Origin of the sequence: Tardiphaga sp. 866_E4_N1_4, assembly GCF_052076075.1 — a bacterium.
Lineage (GTDB): Bacteria > Pseudomonadota > Alphaproteobacteria > Rhizobiales > Xanthobacteraceae > Tardiphaga > Tardiphaga robiniae.
On record NZ_CP197242.1, the window covers coordinates 1,542,970 to 1,559,942 of the forward strand.

General features: G+C 61.2%; 20 protein-coding genes. 2 read left to right on the plus strand and 18 right to left on the minus strand.

Going from position 1 to position 16,973, the window contains the following annotated elements; translation table 11 throughout:
* Positions 1–5: 5 nt before the first annotated feature.
* The 4 genes from AB8B20_RS07690 to AB8B20_RS07705 form a co-directional block, all read right to left on the minus strand.
* On the minus strand, positions 6–1,463 hold the full coding sequence (locus AB8B20_RS07690; protein WP_439072190.1) for an RluA family pseudouridine synthase: 1,458 nt from the start codon (positions 1,461–1,463) through the stop codon (positions 6–8).
* On the minus strand, positions 1,460–2,791 hold the full coding sequence (locus AB8B20_RS07695; RefSeq protein WP_439072191.1) for a replication-associated recombination protein A: 1,332 nt from the start codon (positions 2,789–2,791) through the stop codon (positions 1,460–1,462). Before AB8B20_RS07695 ends, AB8B20_RS07690 begins: the two co-directional genes overlap by 4 nt.
* Positions 2,788–4,200, minus strand: a complete 1,413-nt coding sequence (locus AB8B20_RS07700) for a DegQ family serine endoprotease (RefSeq protein WP_439072192.1) — start codon at positions 4,198–4,200, stop codon at positions 2,788–2,790. The genes AB8B20_RS07695 and AB8B20_RS07700 overlap by 4 nt, the downstream gene beginning before the upstream one ends.
* A gap of 65 nt (positions 4,201–4,265) precedes the next feature.
* Complete coding sequence (locus AB8B20_RS07705) at positions 4,266–4,670, minus strand: winged helix-turn-helix transcriptional regulator (RefSeq protein WP_115029367.1); 405 nt, start codon at positions 4,668–4,670, stop codon at positions 4,266–4,268.
* Positions 4,671–4,789: 119 nt separating this feature from the next.
* Here AB8B20_RS07705 and AB8B20_RS07710 point away from each other — a divergent pair, with 119 nt between their 5' ends.
* On the plus strand, positions 4,790–5,803 hold the full coding sequence (locus AB8B20_RS07710) for a zinc-binding alcohol dehydrogenase family protein (protein ID WP_439072193.1): 1,014 nt from the start codon (positions 4,790–4,792) through the stop codon (positions 5,801–5,803).
* 366 nt (positions 5,804–6,169) lie between these two features.
* Positions 6,170–7,615 (plus strand): OprO/OprP family phosphate-selective porin, encoded by a 1,446-nt coding sequence (locus AB8B20_RS07715; RefSeq protein WP_309945172.1) that lies wholly within the window; start codon positions 6,170–6,172, stop codon positions 7,613–7,615.
* A 95-nt stretch (positions 7,616–7,710) separates the two neighbouring features.
* Here the strand turns inward: AB8B20_RS07715 and AB8B20_RS07720 are convergent, their stop codons facing one another.
* The 14 genes from AB8B20_RS07720 to rpsN all read right to left on the minus strand — a co-directional run bounded on the left by AB8B20_RS07720 (position 7,711) and on the right by rpsN (position 16,937).
* Positions 7,711–8,505: an SDR family NAD(P)-dependent oxidoreductase gene (locus AB8B20_RS07720; protein ID WP_120291950.1), complete on the minus strand. Its 795-nt coding sequence runs from the start codon at positions 8,503–8,505 to the stop codon at positions 7,711–7,713.
* Between the two features lie 136 nt (positions 8,506–8,641).
* Positions 8,642–9,055, minus strand: coding sequence for a 50S ribosomal protein L17 (gene rplQ / locus AB8B20_RS07725; RefSeq protein ID WP_320444597.1), 414 nt, complete (start codon positions 9,053–9,055; stop codon positions 8,642–8,644).
* 123 nt (positions 9,056–9,178) lie between these two features.
* The gene (locus tag AB8B20_RS07730; RefSeq protein WP_089268181.1) at positions 9,179–10,210 is read right to left on the minus strand and encodes a DNA-directed RNA polymerase subunit alpha; all 1,032 of its coding nucleotides are present in this window, start codon (positions 10,208–10,210) and stop codon (positions 9,179–9,181) included.
* A 99-nt stretch (positions 10,211–10,309) separates the two neighbouring features.
* The gene (rpsK, locus tag AB8B20_RS07735) at positions 10,310–10,699 is read right to left on the minus strand and encodes a 30S ribosomal protein S11 (protein ID WP_068731453.1); all 390 of its coding nucleotides are present in this window, start codon (positions 10,697–10,699) and stop codon (positions 10,310–10,312) included.
* Between the two features lie 108 nt (positions 10,700–10,807).
* Positions 10,808–11,176, minus strand: a complete 369-nt coding sequence (gene rpsM, locus AB8B20_RS07740) for a 30S ribosomal protein S13 (RefSeq protein WP_068731455.1) — start codon at positions 11,174–11,176, stop codon at positions 10,808–10,810.
* A 179-nt stretch (positions 11,177–11,355) separates the two neighbouring features.
* Complete coding sequence (locus AB8B20_RS07745) at positions 11,356–12,285, minus strand: adenylate kinase (RefSeq protein WP_439072194.1); 930 nt, start codon at positions 12,283–12,285, stop codon at positions 11,356–11,358.
* Positions 12,282–13,613, minus strand: a complete 1,332-nt coding sequence (gene secY / locus AB8B20_RS07750) for a preprotein translocase subunit SecY (RefSeq protein ID WP_089268179.1) — start codon at positions 13,611–13,613, stop codon at positions 12,282–12,284. The genes AB8B20_RS07745 and secY overlap by 4 nt, the downstream gene beginning before the upstream one ends.
* A 150-nt stretch (positions 13,614–13,763) precedes the next feature.
* A complete protein-coding gene (gene rplO / locus AB8B20_RS07755) occupies positions 13,764–14,249 on the minus strand; it encodes a 50S ribosomal protein L15 (RefSeq protein ID WP_068731461.1) in 486 nt (161 codons plus the stop codon).
* 115 nt (positions 14,250–14,364) lie between these two features.
* Complete coding sequence (gene rpmD, locus AB8B20_RS07760; protein WP_068731463.1) at positions 14,365–14,559, minus strand: 50S ribosomal protein L30; 195 nt, start codon at positions 14,557–14,559, stop codon at positions 14,365–14,367.
* A gap of 80 nt (positions 14,560–14,639) precedes the next feature.
* Positions 14,640–15,212: a 30S ribosomal protein S5 gene (gene rpsE / locus AB8B20_RS07765; RefSeq protein WP_068731465.1), complete on the minus strand. Its 573-nt coding sequence runs from the start codon at positions 15,210–15,212 to the stop codon at positions 14,640–14,642.
* Positions 15,213–15,299: 87 nt separating this feature from the next.
* A complete protein-coding gene (gene rplR / locus AB8B20_RS07770) occupies positions 15,300–15,662 on the minus strand; it encodes a 50S ribosomal protein L18 (protein WP_068731467.1) in 363 nt (120 codons plus the stop codon).
* A gap of 11 nt (positions 15,663–15,673) precedes the next feature.
* Positions 15,674–16,207, minus strand: coding sequence for a 50S ribosomal protein L6 (gene rplF / locus AB8B20_RS07775; RefSeq protein WP_089268177.1), 534 nt, complete (start codon positions 16,205–16,207; stop codon positions 15,674–15,676).
* A gap of 13 nt (positions 16,208–16,220) precedes the next feature.
* Complete coding sequence (rpsH, locus tag AB8B20_RS07780) at positions 16,221–16,619, minus strand: 30S ribosomal protein S8 (RefSeq protein WP_089268176.1); 399 nt, start codon at positions 16,617–16,619, stop codon at positions 16,221–16,223.
* A gap of 12 nt (positions 16,620–16,631) precedes the next feature.
* Positions 16,632–16,937 carry a 30S ribosomal protein S14 gene (gene rpsN, locus AB8B20_RS07785; RefSeq protein WP_089268175.1) on the minus strand — a complete coding sequence of 102 codons (306 nt, stop codon included), beginning with the start codon at positions 16,935–16,937 and terminating at the stop codon, positions 16,632–16,634.
* Between the last annotated feature and the right edge of the window lie 36 nt (positions 16,938–16,973).

Consider the following 16,973-nt stretch of genomic DNA (forward strand, 5'->3'; position numbering starts at 1 on the left):
ACGCCCTACTCTTCCGGTGCGTTCTCGATCGGATCGAACCGGTCGTGTTCGAGACCGAGCAAGTTCCACGATTGCAGCATATGCGGCGGCAGCGGCGCCGTCGCGTCGATCACGCCGCCACGCGGATGCGGGATCACGATGCGGCGCGCCAGCAGATGCAAACGCTTCTGAATGCCGCCCGGCAACTGCCAGTTCTCGATGTTGAAATATTTCGGGTCGCCGACGATCGCGTGGCCGATATGCGCCATATGCGCGCGCAACTGATGCGTACGCCCCGTCACCGGTTTCAGCGACACCCAGGCGAGTTTTTGCGCTGACGTCTCCACCACGGCGTAATAGGTCACCGCATGGCTTGCGCCCTCGTCGCCATGTTTGGCGACGCGCATGATGGTGTCTTCTTCGTTTTCTTCCTTCGCCAGATAGGTCGAGATGCGGCCCTGCTTCGGCTTCGGTACACCGGCAACCAGCGCCCAATAGATCTTTCGTGCGGAGCGTTCGCGGAACGCACCGGTGAGCTTGGTCGCCGCAAAACGCGTCTTGGCGATCAAGAGGCAGCCCGACGTCTCCCGGTCGAGACGGTGCACCAGACGCGGCTTCTGCCCCTTGGCGTCGCGCATCACCTCCAGCATCATGTCGACGTGACGCGTCATGCCCGAGCCGCCCTGCACCGCGAGACCGGCCGGCTTGTTCAGCACCATGACGTCGGCGTCCTCGTAGATCGTCATCTCCTTGAGCGCCTGCAGAGTTTTGTTGGCAGCCTCCGAGAGTTCACCGACAACCTTCGGCGCATCGAGCTTTAGCGGCGGAATGCGGACCGTCTGTCCTTCTTCCAGCCGGTCCTTGCTGTCAGCGCGCTTGCCGTTCACGCGCAGCTCGCCTTTGCGGACGATGCGCTGGATATGGGAGAATGACAGGCCGGGGAAATGCGCTTCGAGAAAGCGATCGACGCGCATGCCGTTCTCGTCAGGCGTGACGATGACGTTCTGCACGGCGGTAGGCAGCGGCGCTGGCGCAACTTCCGGCTTCGCCGGTTCTTCATCGAGATAAGGCACGGGCATCCGCGGCTCACGCAGCGGCGCGTTGCCATAACGCGGCGCGGCCTTGCCGCCCGGACGCGAACCGGAAGGACGCGCGCTTGGCGGACGCTTGCCGGCCGGACGCTCGGAGCGCTGCGGCGCATCGAAGCGCTCGCTTCGTTCGGCACGCTGAGGGCGTTCGGATCGCTCGGCACGTTCCGGCCGCTCGGCCCACTCTGAGCGTTCACTGACACGCGCACGCGGCGGACGCGCACTCATCGGGCGATCGCTGCTCACGCGGCCAGCCTTGCCGAATGACGGCCGCTCGCCCTTCGACGGGGCGGCTTTGGAGGTAGCGCCCTTCGGGGCCACACCCTTCCGCGGCGCCTTGCTGCGCTCACCACCGGGACCACGCTTGGCGAGAGGCTTCTTGTCGCGACGGCTCATGATTGTCTCTCGTTCCTCAGTCTGGTCCAGTAATCCAGCCGCTTGCGAATCTCGCGTTCGAACCCGCGCTCCGGCGGATCATAGAAGGTCTGCCGTCCCAAGGCTTGCGGGAAATAGTCTTGGCCAGAGAAAGCTTCGGGCGTGTCGTGGTCGTATTGGTACCCGTCGCCATAGCCTTCGGACTTCATCAGCTTGGTCGGCGAGTTCAGGATGTGCTTCGGCGGCAGCAGCGAGCCACCCTCTTTCGCAGCCCGCATCGCAGCCTTGTAGGCCATATAGGCAGCGTTCGATTTCGGCGCGGTGGCGATGTAGATCACGGCCTGGGCGATGGCGAGTTCGCCTTCGGGATGGCCGAGAAAATCATAGGCATCCTTGGCGGCGTTGCAGATCACCAGCGCCTGCGGATCGGCGAGACCGATGTCCTCCACCGCCATCCGCACCACGCGGCGCGCCAGGAACAGCGGATCCTCGCCAGCATCGAGCATGCGGCACAGGTAATACAGCGCTGCGTCGGGATCGCTGCCGCGCACCGACTTATGCAGCGCCGAGATCAGATTGTAATGGCCATCGGCCGACTTGTCGTAGATCGGCGCACGGCGTTGCAGGATGTCCTGCAGTTGCGCCGCGTTAAATACTTCATTGGTCCGCGCGGCGCGCCAGACCTCCTCGACCAGCGTCAGTGCAGCGCGGCCATCGCCATCGGCCATCCGCACCAGCACCGCACGTGCCTCGGCGTCCAGCGGCAGCGCGCGGCCTTCGACCTTCTCCGCATGCGCAAACAGTTTCTCGATCGCCGCGGCATCCAGCGACTGGAACACCAGCACGCGCGCGCGCGACAGAAGAGCGGCGTTGAGTTCGAAGGATGGATTCTCGGTGGTGGCGCCGACCAATACCACGGTGCCGTCTTCCATGACCGGCAAGAATGAGTCCTGCTGCGCCTTGTTGAAGCGATGCACCTCGTCGACGAACAGCAGCGTGCCCTTGCCCATCTCGCGGCGCGCGCGCGCAGCTTCGAACACTTTCTTCAGATCGGCGACGCCAGAGAACACCGCAGATATCTGCTCGAATTGAAGCTCCGTTGCGTCCGCAAGCAGCCGCGCAACGGTGGTCTTGCCGGTGCCTGGCGGTCCCCAGAATACCAGCGAACCCAGCGTGCGCGTTTCCAGCATGCGCGTCAGCGCACCATCAGGACCGAGAATGTGATCCTGCCCGACCACGTCGGACAGCACACGCGGCCGCAGCCGCTCCGGCAGCGGACGCGGCGCGTCCTGCTCCAGCCCGGCTGCGGCAAACAGGTTTGCGGACAGAGTGGGTTGTTTCGGGCTCATCCGCCGAGTGTAACGTTGATCTGCTGGCCGCCGCGCACCACCACGATGCGCCACAGCCGCGCACCCTCGCGCGTCACCTTGTCGAGATCGCTGGTCTTGCCGATCTTGATGCCGTTGACCGCGATGATGAGATCGCCCTTCTGGAAGCCGACGCCAGCCGCTGTGGCCGTATCGGTCAGCTCTGTAATGACGACGCCTTCGGTGCTGGAATCCAGCCGCAACTCGTCGGCAACGGCCGGCGAGATATTGGCGACCTTGGCGCCCTGGAATGGCGAGCGCGCCGTCAGCGTGATCTCGTCACGGCCCGTGTCAGGGGCCGCCTCGAGCGCAACGGTCAGCTTCACCGGCTTGCCACTGCGTTGCGCATCGAGCTGTGCAGTGCCGCCGAGCGGGCGCGTCGCGAAGCGATATTCGAACGCGTTCGGATCCTCGATGGTCTGGCCATCGATGGCGGTCACGAGATCGGAGACCTTGAGACCAGCCTTCGCCGCCGGGCTGTTCGCCGTGACATTGACGACCAGCGCGCCTGACGGTGTCTTGAGCCCGAGCGTCTCGGCGATCTCAGGCGTGATGTTCTGCAGCCGCGCGCCGAGCCATGGGCGCTTCACGGCCTTGCCGCCTGATTTGGCGGAGGCAACGACGACGCGCACCATATTGGCCGGGATCGCAAAGCCGATGCCCTGCGAGCCGCCGGAGCGCGAGAAGATCGCGGTGTTCACGCCGACCAGCTTGCCGGTCATGTCGACCAGCGCGCCGCCGGAATTGCCGGGATTGATCGCAGCGTCGGTCTGAATGAAGAACTGATAGTCGGTGATGCCCACCTGCGTGCGAGCAAGCGCCGACACGATGCCGTGGGTCACGGTCTGGCCGACGCCGAACGGATTGCCGATGGCGAGAACGACATCACCAACCAGCAGATCGTCGGAGTTGGAGAAATCCAGCGTCGGGAATTTCTCTTTCGTATCCTTGATGCGCAGCACTGCCAGATCGGTGCGGCTGTCCTTCAGCACGATCTCGGCCTCGAACTCACGCTTGTCCGCCAGTGACACCTTCACCTGGTCGGCGCCTTCGATGACGTGGTTGTTCGTAACGACGAGGCCCGATGCGTCGACCATCACACCCGAACCGAGCGAACGCTGCATCTGCTCCGGCTGCATGCCCTGGCCGCCGAAGAAGCGGCGGAACACCGGATCGTCCAGCAGCGGATTGCGGTTCTGCACCGTCTTGGCTGCATAGACGTTCACCACGGCCGGCTGCACCCGCTGCACGATCGGCGCGTAGGACAGCTTCATTTCCGTCGGCGATGTCGGGACCCGGCGATCTTGTGCAACAGCCGGCGCGAGTGCGGACGACAGGACAATGGCGCACAGAGCGGAAGCGGTCGCAGCGTTGCGGAAAAATGGGATCATCGGGGCCTCTTTGAGGAAATCGCGGCGAATATAGGCTGCTGAGCGGGGCAATAGAAGGGCGGGAACTAGCTTGCGTCCGCCGGCACATCCTTCTCCACCGGCGCTTTTTTGCGCGGCTGGGGCACTACGGCCGCGACCGACTTCTGACGCATCTTGTGCGCATCACCCCACGCCTTGAGGGCATCGATGACCGGGCGCAATCCGAGCCCGGTTTCCGACAGTGCATATTCGACCCGCGGCGGGACCTCGGCATAGACCGTCCGGACGATCAGCCCATCCTCCTCGAGCGCGCGCAGCTGTTTGGTCAGCATACGTTGGGTGATCCGTGGCATCAGCTTGCGCAGTTCGCCGAAACGCAGCCGCCCCTGCTGCAGATGATACAGGATCACGCCCTTCCATTTGCCGTCGATCAGATCGAGCGTCACCTCGACCGGACAGCCCGGCCCATTGCCGAAATCACGCCGTTTCATCGCAAATACCCAATAGTATCCATTCGGTGACTATATCCCTGAAATGACAGTACTTGCAATTATTGTCGCCTCGGGACACCTCTTCGGGACATTCCCGCCAGGAGCACGGAGCGCACCCAATGAAGGCAGTCGGCTACACCAAATCCCTCCCGATCGACGCAACTGACGCATTGGTCGATTTCGAGGCTCCGAAGCCCGAACCGACCGGTCGCGACATCCGCGTATCGGTAAAGGCGATCTCGGCCAATCCCGTCGATTTCAAGGTGCGCAAGCGCGCAGCGCCGCCGACCGGCGAAACCAAGATCCTCGGCTATGACGCTGCCGGTGTCGTCGATGCTGTCGGCCCCGATGTGACGATGTTCAAGCCGGGCGACGAGGTGTTCTATGCCGGCTCGATCCAGCGCCAAGGCACCAATGCCGAGTTCCATCTGGTCGATGAGCGCATTGTCGGCCGTAAGCCCTCCTCGCTCTCCTTCGCACAGTCTGCAGCGTTGCCGCTTACCGCGATCACCGCCTGGGAACTGCTTTTCGATCGGCTCGGCGTCGCGCCCGGCAAGAGCCTCGATCCACGCACGCTGCTGATCATGGGCGGTGCCGGCGGCGTCGGCTCAATCCTGATCCAGCTCGCACGCCGCCTCACCGGCCTCACCGTTGTGGCAACGGCATCGCGGCCCGAGACGATCAAGTGGTGCCAGGATCTCGGCGCACATGCGGTAATCGATCACAGCAAGCCGCTGAAGGAGCAGATCGACGCGTTGAAACTGCCGCGGGTCGCCCTCATCGCCAGCCTCACGGGGACGGAGCAGCACTACAAGGCACTTGCCGATCTGATCGCCCCGCAGGGCAAGCTCGGACTGATCGACGATCCCGTTGAATTCAACATGTCCGCGTTCAAGGGCAAGGCCGTCTCGGTGCACTGGGAATCCATGTTCACGCGATCGTCATTCCAGACGCCCGACATGATCGCGCAGCATTACCTCCTCAACGATGTCGCGGATCTCATCGACAAGGGCGTGCTGCGCACCACGCTCGACAAGACCTTCGGCACCATCAACGCCGCGAATCTCAAGCGCGCGCATGCGCTGCTCGAATCCGGCAAGTCGCACGGCAAGATCGTGCTCGAAGGCTGGTGATCACGGAACTGCTACCCACGAAATTCCCGCCTGGAGACACCTACGACAACAGAGCGCATCCATGGATGCGTTCTTATCACATGATAGCTAATTTAGATAGCTAATTATCTAAATCGCTTGTGATCGAAAAGCGACACCGCGGTGTCGTTCACCACAATGCGATGCGGGTTTTACAGAACTGTCGCAAAGCTTGCCTAGTTTGCCCGCGAGCTCAACGGTAGCTCGCTTGTAAAATGAGAACGCCCCCCTGGCGAGAGCCTCCGGACGTTCTCTTTCGCAAGATCACAAACACAGATCCATACGCGTCCATCACCTGCGGAGCAATTCGCGGGGCGTGTCGGATTTTGTCTTCTACAGGGGTACTCCATGTCTTTCACGACACACAAAATCCTGGGCACGCTCGGCGTGATCGGTGCGCTGGCCGCAGGCCCGGCGCATGCGCAGTCATCGAATGACGAGATCGCCGTATTGAAAGCGCAGCTCCGCGCGCTGGAAAAGAAGCTCGATAACGTTCAGAAGCAGGCGAACACCACGCAAAAGCAGACGGAATCGGTCAAGCAAAACTTCGCGAATGCCAACGCTGCCATGCACAAGAAGGCTGTGCCCTTCATCAACGCGAACCTGACGATGCCCGGCAACCGTCCGACCTTCTGCACCGACGACGGTCTGAACTGCATCGCCATCACCGGCCGTCTGCACCTCGACACCGCCGCCTATTCGTTCTCGCCAAAGTCCGCCGGCACCAGCCCGCAGAGCGTGAATGACGGCATCAATGCCCGTCGCGCACGTCTCGGCCTGATCGGCACCTTCAACAAGGATTGGGAATACGGCGTGATTGTCGATGCCGGCGGTACCACCGATGGCGACGTCACTCTCAACAACGCCTATGTCGCCTATAAGGGCGTCAAGGGCCTGTTGATCCAGGGCGGTTACATCGACGTCCCCTATACGCTGGACGAAGCAACCAGCTCGAACAACATCATGTTCATGGAACGCGCAGCTTCGCAGGTTCTCGCGACCAGCCTCGCGGCAGGCGACAACCGCGCCGCGTTCGGTGGTCAGGTATTCGGCGATCAATACTGGGTCGGCGCTTACGTGACCGGTCCGACGACCGGCCTCAACGTCAATCACAGCCAGCCGCAGCCGCTCGGCGCCACCTTCCGCGCCGTCGGTCTGCCGATCAACAACGAAGTCGGCACCGTCCTCGTCGGTTTCGACGCGCTGTATCTCGCCCAGACCGGTGGAGTGACCAACAACACACTCGGCATGTCCGATCGCATCGAAGTTCGCGTCGATCCGGCGACCAACGCATTGCTTAACACCGGCACCATGAACTTCGTGAACAATGCCCGTGTGCTGAGCGGTGAAGCCGCCGTCAAGTTCGGCAGCTTCATGGCATCGGGCGAATACTTCGACTACAACATCCAGCGCAGCAACGGTCTGTCGGACCTGAGCTTCAATGGCGGTTACGGCCAGGCCAGCTACGTCATCACCGGCGAACAGCACAAGTACAACACATCGGCCGGTGCCTTCGGCGGCATCAACCCGGCCCGTCCAGTCAACTTCGCAACCGGCGATCTCGGTGCGTGGGAACTCGCGGTGCGCTACAGCTATGCCAGCCTGAATGACGGCGTCATTCGCGGCGGTGAGCTTAAGAACACCACGGTCGGCGTGAATTGGTACGTGAACCAGAACATGCGCTTCATGTTCAACTGGATCCACGGCACCGTCGACAAGTTCGCCGTCAACAGCAACGTGAACACCGGTGCCGACTATGACGCGTTCGCGATGCGCACTCAGGTGGCCTTCTAAGCGCACGCATCGTCTCCGCGGTCTCGCGGCATGACGTCCTCAACGAATAAAGGCGGCGCTTCGGCGCCGCCTTTTTATCTTTGCGGGGCGTAGGCTTATGCGATGGTCTGGACGATCCCGCCCTCCGCACGCAACGCTGCACCGTTGGTCACCGATGCCTCCTTCGACGAGACATAGACGACCATGTTCGCGATCTCCTCGACGGTCGCAAAACGCTGGATCAGCGACGTCGAACGATGCTGCTTGACGAAGTTGGAAGCAGCCTCTTCGACCGATTGTCCATTCTGTTTGGCGAGATCCTTGACGAAGGTCTCCACGCCTTCCGACATGGTCGGTCCAGGCAGCACGGAATTGACCGTCACAGCCGTGCCCTTGGTGAGCTCCGCGAGGCCACGCGAGATCGCGAGCTGCGCTGTCTTCGTCATCCCGTAGTGAATCATCTCGCCGGGAATGTTCAGTCCGGACTCCGATGAGATGAAAACGATGCGGCCCCAGTTGCGCTTCAGCATACCCTGCATGTAGGCGCGCGACAGACGGATGCCCGACATCACATTGACCTCGAAGAAGCGCGTCCAGTCCTCATCGGGAATATCGAAGAAGCCCTTGGGCTCGAAGATACCGGCATTGTTGATGAGGATATCGACCTCGGGGAGTGCCGAGGCGAGCGCGTTGCAGCCCTCCGCGGTCGACACGTCGGCAGCGACGCCTTTCACCTTGGCCCCGGGCACGGCCTTGGTGATCGCGGCGATTGCCGCGTCCACCTTGCCCTGACTGCGGCCGTTCACAACAACCTGAGCGCCAGTGGCGGCCAGGCCCTTGGCAATGGCGTGACCAATGCCCGAGGTTGAGCCCGTCACGAGTGCTGTCTTGCCCGTCAGATCGATCTTCATATGCGTACTCCCGTTTGAATGACGGAGCTGATATCGGAACGCGGATTGAAAGATGCAACTGCATCCAAAAGACGAAAGCGCAACAAAAAAGCGGCGCACAAGGCGCCGCTTTTCCGAAAATCTGAAGTGACGTGGCTTATGCCGCTTCGGACGTGCCCTGCACCGGACCCGAATCCTTGCCCTTGGCGTCTTCGTCGCGATCGACGAATTCGATCAGCGCCATCGGGGCGTTGTCACCGTAGCGGAAGCCGGCCTTGATGATGCGGGTGTAGCCACCCTGACGATCAGCGTAGCGCTTGGCCAGCACGTCGAACAGCTTGCGAACCTGATCCTGGTCCTTCATCTCGCTGATAGCCTGGCGGCGCATGTGGAGGCCGCCCTTCTTGCCGAGGGTGACGAGCTTCTCCACGATCGGGCGGAGCTCCTTGGCCTTCGGAAGCGTGGTGATGATCTGCTCGTGCTTGATCAGCGACGCGCACATGTTGGCGAACATCGCCTTGCGATGTTCTGCGGTGCGGTTGAGCTTGCGATGAACCTTGCCGTGACGCATTGGAATATTCCTTAGATTTCAGTTTGCCGCGACGGTTCGTCGGACATCATGTTGCAGGTGGGCTGCCTGCGTTCGCCCATAACGCCATGGCCGGGTAGACCCCGGCCATGCCGCTCGTGATGCTCAGTAGTGATCTTCGAAGCGCTTGGCCAACTCGTCGATATTTTCCGGCGGCCAACCGGGCACTTCCATGCCGAGGTGCAGACCCATCTGGGCGAGCACTTCCTTGATTTCGTTCAGCGACTTGCGGCCGAAGTTCGGGGTGCGGAGCATTTCTGCTTCCGACTTCTGAACGAGGTCGCCGATGTAAACGATGTTGTCGTTCTTCAGGCAGTTTGCCGAACGCACCGAGAGCTCGAGTTCGTCGACCTTCTTGAGGAAAGCCGGATTGAAAGCGAGATCCGGAATGACTTCCTGAGCAACTTCCTTGCGGGGCTCTTCGAAGTTCACGAACACGTTGAGCTGGTCCTGCAGGATGCGCGCGGCATAAGCCACCGCGTCATCCGGCGTCAGCGCGCCGTTGGTCTCGATGGTCATCGTCAGCTTGTCGTAATCGAGGATCTGGCCCTCACGGGTGTTCTCGACCTTGTACGACACCTTGCGAACCGGCGAGTACAGGCTGTCGATCGGGATCAGGCCGATCGGCGCGTCTTCCGGACGGTTATGCTCGGCAGCGACATAGCCCTTGCCGCCGGCAACGGTGAATTCCATGCGGATCTCGGCGCCCTCGTCGAGGGTGCAGATCTGCAGGTCGGGATTGAGAACGGTCACATCGCCGACAGTCTGAATGTCGCCGGCGGTCACGACGCCCGGGCCCTGCTTCTTCACGACCATGCGCTTCGGGCCTTCGCCCAGCATCTTGATCGAGATGTCCTTCACGTTCAGCACGATGTCGGTGACGTCTTCACGCACGCCGGCAATCGAGGAGAATTCATGCAGCACGCCGTCGATGTGCACCGACTGCACGGCAGCGCCCTGCAGCGAGGACAGCAGGATGCGGCGGAGTGCGTTACCGAGGGTCTGGCCGAAACCACGCTCGAGCGGTTCGGCGACCAGGGTCGCAAAACGAGTTGGATCGCTGCCAGGGGTTACCTGCAGCTTGTTCGGCCGGATAAGTTCTTGCCAATTTTTCTGGATCGTCACTGTGTCACCCATGCCATCAAACTCACTGGCGTTGGAGATCGCGGATCAGTCCGCGTAAGTCGCATCGCAAAAGCGATCGCGGGCAGCCGAGCCACCCGCGATCAAAAAGTATCAAACGCGCCGACGCTTGCGCGGGCGGCAACCGTTATGCGGGATCGAGGTCACGTCGCGGATCGAGGTGACCGTGAAGCCCGCGGCCTGCAGAGCGCGGAGAGCCGATTCACGACCCGAACCCGGACCGCCGACTTCGACTTCCAGCGTGCGCATGCCGTGTTCCTGCGCCTTCTTCGACACGTCTTCAGCAGCAACCTGCGCTGCGTACGGGGTCGACTTGCGCGAGCCCTTGAAGCCCATCGTGCCAGCCGACGACCAGGCAATCGTGTTGCCCTGCGCGTCGGTGATGGTGATGGTCGTGTTGTTGAACGACGAATTCACGTGCGCGATGCCCGATGCAATGTTCTTGCGCTCGCGGCGACGAATACGTCCGGCTTCCTTTGCCATCTCTAACCTTTCTGAGGATCTCAACGCCGCCGTAATGCCAGCGGCTACACCAAAAAATAATTGCAGAAGCGGATGATCATCCGCTTCCGCAAACTCGTATTCGAAAGTTTACTTCTTCTTGCCGGCGATCGACTTGGCCGGACCCTTGCGGGTGCGCGCATTGGTATGCGTGCGCTGGCCACGAACCGGCAGACCGCGACGATGACGCAGGCCGCGATAGCAGCCGAGGTCCATCAGACGCTTGATGTTCATGCCCGTCTCGCGACGAAGATCGCCCTCGACCAGATAGTCGCGGTCGATGACTTCGCGGATCTGCAGAACTTCCGCGTCGCTGAGCTGATTGACGCGGCGTTCAGGAGTGATCTTCACCTTCTCGATGATATCGGCGGCGTTCTTCTGGCCGATGCCATGAATGTACTGCAGCGCGATCAGCACGCGCTTGTTGGTCGGGATGTTTACACCGGCGATACGGGCCACAACTTCTCTCCTGTCACCAGTCCATCACGAACCGGCATTATCATCATTTGTCGGGCGGGTATTCACAAACGCGAACACGACGCCCGTCCCCTGGATTTCAGTGGGGCCCGGCATCGTTGGAATCTTCCGACTGGATGAGGGCCTTATTAAAGTATTCGACTTCGTTTCGTCAACCTGCTCTAGCGTTTGACGTGCTTTTTGCCGGCTTTCTTGGCCACTTTACCGGCCTTCTTGGCTGGCTTTTTGGCCGACTTGCTGGTTTTGGCCTTCGAAGCCGATTTTACAGCCTTTTTGGCTGCTTTTACCGCCTTTTTGACCGTTTTCTTGGCAGTCTTCTTTACGGCTTTCTTGGCCGCCTTTGCCTTCTTGGCGACCTTTACCGGCGCCTTCTTGGCCTTCTTGACTGCCTTCGCGGCTTTTTTGGCCGATTTGGCTGCCTTCTTGGCCGGAGCAGATCCGCGCTTGGCGGCAGCAGCCTTCTTGGCGGGCTTGCGGGCCGGCTTCTTCGCCGACTCATCGGCGGCGAGAATCGCTGCCAGCACGCGGTTGATTTCAGCCGTCACCTCTTCGATGGTCATCATGCCATCGATGGTCACCAGCTTCCGCTTCTCCGAATAATAATGCACCAGCGGCTCGGTCGAGGTGCGGTAGCTCGCCAGGCGCTTCGACAGCACTTCCGGCGTATCATCGATGCGCACGGTCTCGCCGCGCTCCATCATCTGCGCGACACGGGCTTCGACACGCTGCAACAGCGCGCTTTCGTTGACGCGGAGCTCAACGGCAGCATCGAGATGAAGCCCCTTGGACTTCAGCAGTGCATCCAGCGCTTCAGCCTGCGGCACGGTGCGCGGGAAGCCGTCGAGGATGAAGCCGTTGGCGGCATCCGGCAGTTCGATGCGATCCGAGATGATCCCGATCACAATATCGTCGGGCACCAAGCCGCCAGCGGCCATGATGTCCTTGGCCTTGAGGCCAACTTCGGTCTCGGCGGCCACGGCAGCACGCAGCATGTCACCGGTGGACAGCTGAACGATGTTGTGACGTTCGACAAGACGATGTGCCTGAGTTCCCTTGCCCGCCCCCGGCGGCCCGAGAAGAATCAACCTCATTTGCGCCGGCCCCTCAGCTTCGACTTGCGGATCAAACCTTCATACTGGTGCGCCAGCAGATAGCCCTGCACCTGCGCCACAGTGTCCATGGTGACACTGACTACGATCAGCAGCGACGTGCCGCCGAAGTAGAACGGCACCGAGGCGTAGGAAATCAGGATCTCGGGGATCAAGCAGACCACGGCGAGATAGGCAGCGCCGAGCACAGTGATACGCGAGAGCACATAGTCGATGTATTCTGCGGTCCGCTCACCCGGGCGAATGCCTGGGATGAAGCCGCCGTGCTTCTTCAGATTGTCGGCAGTCTCGGTCGGGTTGAACACGATCGCCGTGTAGAAGAACGCGAAGAACACGATCAATGACACATACATGATCAGGAACAGCGGACGACCATGGCTGAGCTGCGTGGTCAGCCACTGGAACCACTCCGGCCCCTTGCCTGCGTTGAAGCTCGCGATGGTCGCGGGCAGCAACAGCAGCGATGACGCGAAGATCGGCGGGATCACGCCCGAGGTGTTGAGCTTCAGCGGCAGATGCGAGGACTGGCCCTCGAACATCTTGTTGCCGACCTGGCGCTTCGGATACTGGATCAGCAGGCGGCGCTGGGCGCGCTCCATGAACACGATGAAGGCGATCACGACCACGGCCATCACGATGACGACCAGGATCAGACCGGTCGACAGTGCGCCCTGACGGCCCAGTTCGAGCATATTGGCGATCGCCGACGGAAGCTCGGCCACGATGCCGGCCAGAATGATCAGCGAGATACCATTGCCAATGCCGCGTGAGGTGATCTGCTCACCCAGCCACATCAGGAACATCGTGCCGCCGGTCAGCGTGACCGAGGTCGAGATCAGGAAGAACATGCCGGGCTCGCTGACGACATTGCCGGCGCCCTGCAGACCCGCCGCAATGGCATAGGACTGGAATGCAGCGAGGATGACAGTCAGGTAACGGGTGTACTGGTTCAGCGTCTTGCGGCCCGCCTCGCCCTCTTTCTTGAGAGCTTCGAGCTGGGGCGACACGGTGGTCAGCAGCTGAATGATAATCGATGCCGAAATATACGGCATGATGTTCAGCGCAAAAATCGCCATGCGGTTGATGCCGCCGCCCGCGAACATGTTGAACATGCCGAGGATGCCGCCGGCCTGCTGCTTGAACACCTGTTCCCACGCGGCCGGATCGATGCCGGGCAGCGGAATATAGGTGCCGAGCCGATAAACAAGCAGCGCACCCAGTGTGAACCAGATGCGCTTCTTCAGTTCATCGGCCTTGCCGAGGGCCGAAAAGTTGAGGTTTGCTGCTAATTGCTCTGCTGCAGAGACCATGTTTGGCTTTCTCCCGCGCCCCTTTCGCCATCATGCCCCGAAAGAGCGGGGCATGCAGCGGAGGCCGGACATTATTTGGTGCTCGGCATTGATAAAATCTACTGCCACGTCACGCAAGGCCGCCCACAGACGCAGGCGATGCCGCAGATGTTACGCAGCTTCGCCGTCGGCCTTCTTCGGCGCGATGATCTTCACCGAACCGCCAGCCTTCTCGATGGCTTCGATCGCCGTCTTGGTGGCGCCGTGCACTTCGATGTTGATCTTGGCTTTGATCTCGCCACGGCCGAGAACACGCACACCAGCCTTCGAGCGGCGCAGAACGCCAGCCTTCACCAGCGATTCAGCGTTGATCACGGCCTTGATGTCGATGGTCTTCGCATCGATCGCGTCCTGGAGGCGGTCCAGGTTGATCTCGGCGTAATCGAGACGGAAGATGTTGTTGAAGCCGCGCTTCGGCAGACGACGATGCAACGGCATCTGGCCGCCCTCGAAGCCCTTGATGCGGACGCCTGAACGCGCGGTCTGGCCCTTGCCGCCGCGGCCCGCGGTCTTGCCCTTGCCGGAGCCGATGCCACGGCCGACGCGCATACGCTTCTTACGGGAGCCGGCGTTATCGGCGATATCGCTGAGCTTCATCGTTCTTTTCCCTGTTTCGCCCTGTCTTCCCGAGGCTTACCGGCAGATCCGGACCTCGAAGGTCAACAGTGTCATCCCTGCGGCAACCTGGCGGCCGCAGTGAGACGACGTGAACTTACTTATCCTCGACCACGCGGACGAGGTGCTGCACTTTGGTGATCATGCCGCGAACTTCAGGGGTGTCCTGCAATTCGCTGACGCGACCGATCTTGTTGAGCTTGAGGCCGATCAGCGTAGAACGCTGCGAGTGGTGCCGGCGAATTGCGCTGGCGACCTGCTCGACCTTGATCATCTTTGCGGCCTTGGCCATCGTGATAACTCCAAAAAGTCTTTTTAGAGGGCATGATCCTTATCGGAAAAGTGGAGATCCAATTTTCCGAATCATGCCTGTTATTCGGCAACCAGCTCGGCGTCACCGCCAACGCGGCGCGACTGCAGAGTGGACACCTTGATGTTGCGGCGAGCAGCAACCGAACGCGGCGAATCCTGATGCTTCAGCGCGTCGAAAGTGGCGCGAACCATGTTGTAAGGATTCGACGAACCGATCGACTTGGCCACCACGTCCTGGATACCCAGCGTTTCGAACACAGCGCGCATCGGACCGCCGGCGATGATGCCGGTACCAGCTGGAGCGGCACGCAGATACACGCGACCCGCGCCATGACGGCCAGCGATGTCGTGATGCAGCGTGCGACCTTCGCGCAGAGCGACGCGCGTCAGGTTGCGCTTGGCCGACTCGGTTGCCTTGCGGATTGCTTCCGGAACTTCACGGGCCTTACCGTGACCGAACCCGACCCTGCCCTTCTGATCGCCAATGACGACCAGAGCTGCAAAGCCGAAGCGCTTACCGCCCTTGACGACCTTCGCCACACGATTGATGTGGACGAGCTTGTCGACGAACTCACTATCACGCTCTTCCCGGGGGCCCCGGTCGCGTCCGCCGCGTTCGCGTTCACCTGCCATGGTGTTTTCCAATCCTTGCGAAGCTTTCGCTTCTAACCCTGTGTCCGTTCAAATCTGCAACTTGCAAATCAACGAAAGTGAAATCGCTTAGAAGCTGAGCCCGCCTTCGCGAGCCGCATCTGCCAGCGCCTTGACGCGGCCGTGGTACAGATACTGACCACGGTCGAACACCACTTCCTTGACGCCATTCTTGACCGCGCGCTCTGCCAGCAGCTTGCCGACAGCCTGCGCCGCATCGACGTCCGCACCGGTCTTGCCCGTTTCGCGCATCGCCTTCTCCAGCGACGACGCGGAAGCGAGCGTCTCGCCCTTCAGGTCGTCGATGACCTGCGCGTAGATGTGCTTCGACGAGCGGAAGATCGACAGGCGCGGACGGCCATTGGCAGTCCGGCGAAGCGAGAGCCGCACGCGTTGCTTGCGCCGGGCATTCGTAATCTTGAGTTTCGACATGACCGGCTCCGTTACTTCTTCTTGCCTTCCTTGCGGAAGATAAACTCGTCGGAATAACGTACGCCCTTGCCCTTATAGGGCTCCGGCGGACGATAGCTGCGGATCTCCGCGGCTACCTGACCGACGCGCTGCGAGTCGTTGCCGGCGACGTTGATCTCGGTCGGCTTCGGCACCGTGATGGTGATGCCTTCCGGGATCGCGTAGACGACATCGTGGCTGTAACCGAGCGCCAGCTGCAGGTTCTTGCCCTGCAGGGCCGCACGATAACCGACGCCGGTGATCTCGAGCTTCTTCTCGAAACCCTTGGTAACGCCTTCGAGCAGATTCGCGATCTGCGCGCGAGCGGTACCGTACAGTGCACGGGCGCGATTGGTTTCGACGCGAGGAGCAACCTTGATTGCGCCCTCTTCCATCTTCACCACCACGTCGTCGTGCACGACGAACTGAAGAGCGCCCTTGGGGCCCTTCATCTTGACGGTCTGGCCTTCGACGGACGCGGTAACTCCCGCGGTCACCGCCACTGGCTTCTTGCCAACTCGTGACATGACTGATCCTTCCTCAGAACACCGTGAAGAGAACTTCACCGCCCACATTCGCGTCGCGCGCGTCGTGGTCGGCCATAATTCCCTTGGGCGTCGACAAAACGGAGATACCGAGGCCGTTCTTCACGCGCGGCAGGTTCTTCACCGAGACGTAAACGCGACGTCCTGGCTTCGAAACACGCTCGATTTCGCGGATGACCGGTTCGCCATCGAAATACTTGAGTTCGATCTCGAGTTCCGAACGGCCCGACGAATGCTCGACGCTGGCGAAGCCACGGATGTAGCCTTCGTTCTTCAGCACTTCGAGCACGTTGGCGCGCATCTTGGAGCCCGGGGTCGAAACCTTGGACTTGGTACGCATCTGCGCATTGCGGATACGGGTGATGAGATCGCTGATTGGATCGTGGGTCGACATGTTCCGCCCCCCTTACCAGCTGGACTTCACGAGCCCGGGAACCAGGCCCTTCGAGCCGAGTTCACGCAGCGCGATACGGCTGAGCTTGTTGATACGATAGACCGAATGCGGACGACCGGTGATTTCGCAACGGTTCATGATCCGAACGGGCGATGAATTGCGCGGAAGCTCGGCGAGCTTCAGCGTTGCGGCGAACCGCTCTTCCATCGGCTTGGTCTTGTCGGCGATGATGGCCTTGAGACGCGCGCGCTTCGGCGCAGCGTTCGCGGACATCTTCTTCCGACGGTTGTTCTTCTCGATCGAACTCTTCTTTGCCATGCTTGGCTCCTGGGTTACCGCGTTTGAGAAGCTTTT

What these genes read in the sequence shown, in the direction of transcription:
- secY (WP_089268179.1), bottom strand. Translation starts at nt 13,613, where the DNA reads ATGGTCTCTGCAGCAGAGCAATTAGCAGCAAACCTCAACTTTTCGGCC.
- AB8B20_RS07710 (WP_439072193.1), top strand. Translation starts at nt 4,790, where the DNA reads ATGAAGGCAGTCGGCTACACCAAATCCCTCCCGATCGACGCAACTGAC.
- AB8B20_RS07745 (WP_439072194.1), bottom strand. Translation starts at nt 12,285, where the DNA reads ATGAGGTTGATTCTTCTCGGGCCGCCGGGGGCGGGCAAGGGAACTCAG.
- AB8B20_RS07705 (WP_115029367.1), bottom strand. Translation starts at nt 4,670, where the DNA reads ATGAAACGGCGTGATTTCGGCAATGGGCCGGGCTGTCCGGTCGAGGTG.
- AB8B20_RS07715 (WP_309945172.1), top strand. Translation starts at nt 6,170, where the DNA reads ATGTCTTTCACGACACACAAAATCCTGGGCACGCTCGGCGTGATCGGT.
- AB8B20_RS07730 (WP_089268181.1), bottom strand. Translation starts at nt 10,210, where the DNA reads ATGGGTGACACAGTGACGATCCAGAAAAATTGGCAAGAACTTATCCGG.
- rpmD (WP_068731463.1), bottom strand. Translation starts at nt 14,559, where the DNA reads ATGGCCAAGGCCGCAAAGATGATCAAGGTCGAGCAGGTCGCCAGCGCA.
- rplF (WP_089268177.1), bottom strand. Translation starts at nt 16,207, where the DNA reads ATGTCACGAGTTGGCAAGAAGCCAGTGGCGGTGACCGCGGGAGTTACC.
- AB8B20_RS07695 (WP_439072191.1), bottom strand. Translation starts at nt 2,791, where the DNA reads ATGAGCCCGAAACAACCCACTCTGTCCGCAAACCTGTTTGCCGCAGCC.
- rpsH (WP_089268176.1), bottom strand. Translation starts at nt 16,619, where the DNA reads ATGTCGACCCACGATCCAATCAGCGATCTCATCACCCGTATCCGCAAT.
- AB8B20_RS07700 (WP_439072192.1), bottom strand. Translation starts at nt 4,200, where the DNA reads ATGATCCCATTTTTCCGCAACGCTGCGACCGCTTCCGCTCTGTGCGCC.
- rpsK (WP_068731453.1), bottom strand. Translation starts at nt 10,699, where the DNA reads ATGGCAAAGGAAGCCGGACGTATTCGTCGCCGCGAGCGCAAGAACATT.
- rplO (WP_068731461.1), bottom strand. Translation starts at nt 14,249, where the DNA reads ATGAAGCTCAGCGATATCGCCGATAACGCCGGCTCCCGTAAGAAGCGT.
- rpsN (WP_089268175.1), bottom strand. Translation starts at nt 16,937, where the DNA reads ATGGCAAAGAAGAGTTCGATCGAGAAGAACAACCGTCGGAAGAAGATG.
- rplQ (WP_320444597.1), bottom strand. Translation starts at nt 9,055, where the DNA reads ATGCGTCACGGCAAGGTTCATCGCAAGCTCAACCGCACCGCAGAACAT.
- AB8B20_RS07720 (WP_120291950.1), bottom strand. Translation starts at nt 8,505, where the DNA reads ATGAAGATCGATCTGACGGGCAAGACAGCACTCGTGACGGGCTCAACC.
- AB8B20_RS07690 (WP_439072190.1), bottom strand. Translation starts at nt 1,463, where the DNA reads ATGAGCCGTCGCGACAAGAAGCCTCTCGCCAAGCGTGGTCCCGGTGGT.
- rplR (WP_068731467.1), bottom strand. Translation starts at nt 15,662, where the DNA reads ATGTCGAAACTCAAGATTACGAATGCCCGGCGCAAGCAACGCGTGCGG.
- rpsE (WP_068731465.1), bottom strand. Translation starts at nt 15,212, where the DNA reads ATGGCAGGTGAACGCGAACGCGGCGGACGCGACCGGGGCCCCCGGGAA.